At 71.5% G+C, this 3,944-nt stretch carries 4 protein-coding genes and 1 pseudogene; 3 read left to right on the top strand and 2 right to left on the bottom strand.

What is annotated here, in order from left to right; all coding sequences use genetic code 11:
* Positions 1-1,594: ATP-dependent Clp protease ATP-binding subunit (locus tag Q0444_RS07530; RefSeq protein WP_299022635.1), on the top strand; the 1,594-nt coding region annotated here is incomplete at its 5' end.
* 72 nt (positions 1,595-1,666) lie between these two features.
* On the opposite strand, the gene Q0444_RS07525 is transcribed toward Q0444_RS07530, so the two are convergent.
* The gene (locus Q0444_RS07525; RefSeq protein WP_291084676.1) at positions 1,667-2,050 is read right to left on the bottom strand and encodes a type II toxin-antitoxin system VapC family toxin; all 384 of its coding nucleotides are present in this window, start codon (positions 2,048-2,050) and stop codon (positions 1,667-1,669) included.
* On the bottom strand, positions 2,047-2,280 hold the full coding sequence (locus Q0444_RS07520; RefSeq protein ID WP_299022631.1) for a type II toxin-antitoxin system Phd/YefM family antitoxin: 234 nt from the start codon (positions 2,278-2,280) through the stop codon (positions 2,047-2,049). The genes Q0444_RS07525 and Q0444_RS07520 overlap by 4 nt, the downstream gene beginning before the upstream one ends.
* 138 nt (positions 2,281-2,418) lie before the next feature.
* Here Q0444_RS07520 and Q0444_RS07515 point away from each other — a divergent pair, with 138 nt between their 5' ends.
* Both Q0444_RS07515 and Q0444_RS07510 read left to right on the top strand, forming a co-directional pair.
* Positions 2,419-3,303, top strand: coding sequence for a sulfurtransferase (locus Q0444_RS07515; RefSeq protein WP_291084685.1), 885 nt, complete (start codon positions 2,419-2,421; stop codon positions 3,301-3,303).
* 72 nt (positions 3,304-3,375) lie between these two features.
* Positions 3,376-3,944, top strand: a pseudogene (locus Q0444_RS07510) (hypothetical protein); the annotation flags it as partial.

The following is a 3,944-nucleotide window of genomic DNA, read 5'->3' as shown; positions in this document are numbered from 1 at the left end:
CGACGAGTACCGCAAGTACATCGAGAAGGACGCCGCGCTCGAGCGCCGCTTCCAGCAGGTCTACGTGGGCGAGCCGAGCGTGGAGGACACGGTCGGCATCCTGCGCGGGCTCAAGGAGCGGTACGAGGTGCACCACGGCGTGCGCATCACCGACTCGGCGCTGGTCTCCGCGGCCACCCTCTCGGACCGGTACATCACCCAGCGGTTCCTGCCCGACAAGGCGATCGACCTGGTCGACGAGGCGGCGAGCCGGCTCAAGATGGAGATCGACTCCCGGCCCGAGGAGATCGACGCCGTCGAGCGGATCGTCCGGCGGCTGGAGATCGAGGAGGTGGCGCTGCAGAAGGAGACCGACGCCGCGTCCAAGGACCGGCTCGTCGCCCTCCAGGCCGAGCTCGCGGACTCCAAGGAGAAGCTCGCCGAGCTCACCGCCCGCTGGCAGAACGAGAAGACCGCCATCCAGGGCGTGCAGAAGGTCAAGGAGGAGCTCGACGCGCTGCGCACCGAGTCCGAGAAGGCCGAGCGCGAGGGCGACTACGCGCGGGTCGCCGAGATCCGCTACGGCCGCCTGCCGGAGCTGGAGAAGCAGCTCGCCGACGCCGAGGAGAGCGACGCCGCCTCGAACGCCATGCTCAAGGAGGAGGTCGGGCCGGAGGACGTGGCCGAGGTCGTCTCCGCGTGGACCGGGATCCCCGTGGGCAAGATGCTCCAGGGCGAGACCGAGAAGCTGCTGCGCATGGAGGACGAGATCGGCAGGCGGGTCGTGGGTCAGGGCGAGGCGGTCCGGGCGGTGTCCGACGCCGTGCGCCGCGCGCGCGCCGGGGTCGCCGACCCCAACCGGCCCACCGGCTCCTTCCTCTTCCTGGGCCCGACGGGCGTGGGCAAGACGGAGCTGGCCAAGGCGCTCGCGGAGTTCCTGTTCGACGACGAGCGGGCCATGGTCCGGATCGACATGAGCGAGTACTCCGAGAAGCACAGCGTCTCGCGCCTGGTGGGAGCGCCTCCCGGCTACGTGGGCTACGAGGCCGGCGGGCAGCTCACCGAGGCCGTGCGGCGCAGGCCGTACACGATCGTCCTGCTGGACGAGGTCGAGAAGGCGCACCCGGACGTCTTTGACATCCTCCTGCAGGTGCTCGACGACGGCCGCCTCACCGACGGCCAGGGCCGCACCGTGGACTTCCGCAACACCATCCTCGTGCTCACCTCCAACCTGGGCGCGGGCGGCACGCGGGAGCAGATGATGGACGCCGTCAAGCGCGCGTTCAAGCCGGAGTTCATCAACCGGCTCGACGACGTGGTGATGTTCGACGCGCTCAGCGAGGAGCAGCTCGAGCACATCGTCGACATCCAGATCGACGAGCTCGCGCGGCGCCTCAAGGGTCGCCGGCTGGTCCTGAACGTCGAGGACCCGGCCAAGGGCTGGCTCGCCCGCCGGGGCTACGACCCGGCGTACGGCGCCCGCCCGCTGCGCCGGCTGGTGCAGCAGGCGATCGGCGACAAGCTCGCCCGGGCCCTGCTCGGCGGCGACATCCGCGACGGCGACACCGTGACGGTCTCGCTCGCGGAGGACGGCGAGTCGCTCAGCCTGGGCTGATTCACCCGATGCAGAAGGGGGCCCGGTCACCCGCGTGGTGGCCGGGCCCGCTTCGTGCCACTCGGCGTCGGGCTACTCTCGCGCATCCAGTACGAACTCGAGCCCCGCCGAGAGGATCGCCGCATCGGCCGTGAGTAATCGCAGTCCGTCCACCTGCGCTTGCGCCACGAGCAGCTGGTCGAAGGGGTCTCGGTGGGGAAGTGACACCGCGCTGACCGCGGCGGCGTGTGTGGCGTCGATCGGCAGGTGGGTCATGCCCATCGAGGGGAGCTGGTCTTCGAACCCGTCCACCACGTCCAGCTTGCCCCGTGACTTCTTGAGGGCGATCTCCCAGATGGACACCGCCGAGCAGTACCTGCTCGACGACGAACTGAGGAGCGCCCTCGATCGTGGCCCCACCCCGGGGGATCCCGACATCCACCACAGGACCAGATGGGTGTCGAGGAGAACGGTCACAGGTGATCCTTGAACAGCTCGAGGATCTCGGGATCCTCGCCCATGAAGTCTGCGTCGTCATAGACGATCCGGCCCTTGAGCGCGCCCCACACGATGTCGTGACGACGGTGGGGGACCAGATCCGCGACGGGGCGACCGGCGCGCGCGATGGTGATGGTCTCGCCCGCCTCGATGCGTTCCAGCAGCTTGGACAGGTGGGTCTTGGCCTCATGGATGTTGACGGTCACCATGCCGCCCAGCCTACGGACTAAGTCGGACTAAGTCCATGCCGCGGGAGGGGTGTCCGGCGGAGACGACCCCGCGTGAAGCCGGTCACTGCGGACCGGCGGTGGCGCGGACCTCGTCGTCGTAGGGACTATCCTCGACCCGTGACCAGAGACCCCGCCCCCGCCACCGACACCCAGGTCAGTCCGCTTCTCGTCACGGCGCGCGAGCTCATCGCCGACGTCGCCACCCTCCCGCCCCCCGTCATCCTGGACGTGCGCTGGCAATTGGGCGACCCGAACGGCCGCGAGCACTACTACTCCGGCCACATCCCGGGCGCGCAGTACGTCGACCTCACCTCCGACCTCGCCGGGCAGCGCAACGTCCGCGAGGGTCGCCACCCGCTGCCCACGCCCGAGGACTTCGAGGCGGCGCTGCGCCGCGTCGGGATCAACAACGACGACCGCGTGGTGATCTACGACGACTGCGGCAGCACCTCCGCCGCGCGCGCCTGGTGGCTGATGCGCTGGGCGGGCAAGCAGGACGTGTACCTGCTCGACGGGGGGCTCAAGGCGTGGATCGCCGAGGGCGAGGACCTGGCGGTGGGGCCGGGCAACCCGGTGGAGCGCGGCGATTTCACCTTTGAGCTCGACCACATGCGCACGGCCGACATCGACCAGACGGCGGCGACTCCCGACGAGGGCGTGCTGGTCGACGTCCGCGCGGCCGAGCGCTACGCGGGCCACACCGAGCCGATGGACTCGCGGGCCGGCCACATCCCCGGCGCCATCAACCTGCCCACGACGTCCTTCCTCGACGAGCGCGGCCGGTTCCTGCCCGCCGAGCGCATCCGCGCGATGTTCGCCGACATCGGCGTGACCAGCGGCCAGGACACGGTGGTGTACTGCGGTTCCGGGATCCACGCCTGCCACGCGCTCGCGGCCATGGAGGTCGCCGGGCTCGAGGCGGGGCGGCTGTTCCCGGGGTCGTGGTCGCAGTGGTCGGCGGACCGCCGGCGGCCCATCGCGATCGGCGAGGCCCCCCGCTAGATCCGGCCGGGTCACCACTGGGCCGCGCCGCCTGGCGGTCAACCCCACCGCCGCTGACTACCCTCTGTGGACATGGTCGTGTTCTGGTTCCTCCTCGCTCTGGTGCTGCTCGTGGCGGCGCTCGTCCTCCTCCGCCTGGACGCGAGGCAGCGCGGCGGGTCCGGGCGCGCGACGCCGCCGGCGGCCGGTGCGGGCCCGGCGGGGGAGAAGGACGCGACGGGCGACGACGACGAGGCCCCGCCCGCCGCCACCCCGGCGGACGGGGTGGACGACGCCCCGGCCCCGCACGACGAGGAGCCCGGGGCCCCGCGGCTGGCGCCGTTCCAGCGGCCGGCGGTCCCCGGCGGTGAGCAGGAGCGTCCGGCGGAACCGGCGAGTGCCGCCGCCCAACCGGCCGCCGCCCCCGAGCCCGCCAAAGCCGAACCGGCGAAGGTCGAACCCGCCGCTCCGGCCGCGCCCGCTGCGTCGAGCGACGCCCCCACGAAGACCGCCCTCGAAGAGAAGAAAGAGGCCCAGCGCCTGCTCGATCGCGGCAAATCGAAGGACGCGATCGCCGCCGGAGAGCGCTCGGTCGCTCTCGACCCGGCCGACGGCGAGGCGTGGCTCCTGCTCGGCGCGGCCTACCAAGAGCAAGGCAAAAT

Source organism: uncultured Dietzia sp. (genome assembly GCF_937873725.1).
Taxonomy (GTDB): Bacteria; Actinomycetota; Actinomycetes; order Mycobacteriales; family Mycobacteriaceae; genus Dietzia.
This window is presented reverse-complemented; position numbering and strand designations above follow the sequence as displayed.

Bases quoted from the DNA above. Each gene is read 5' to 3' on its own strand.
- Q0444_RS07520 (WP_299022631.1), bottom strand. From the start codon at position 2,280: ATGGTGACCGTCAACATCCATGAGGCCAAGACCCACCTGTCCAAGCTG.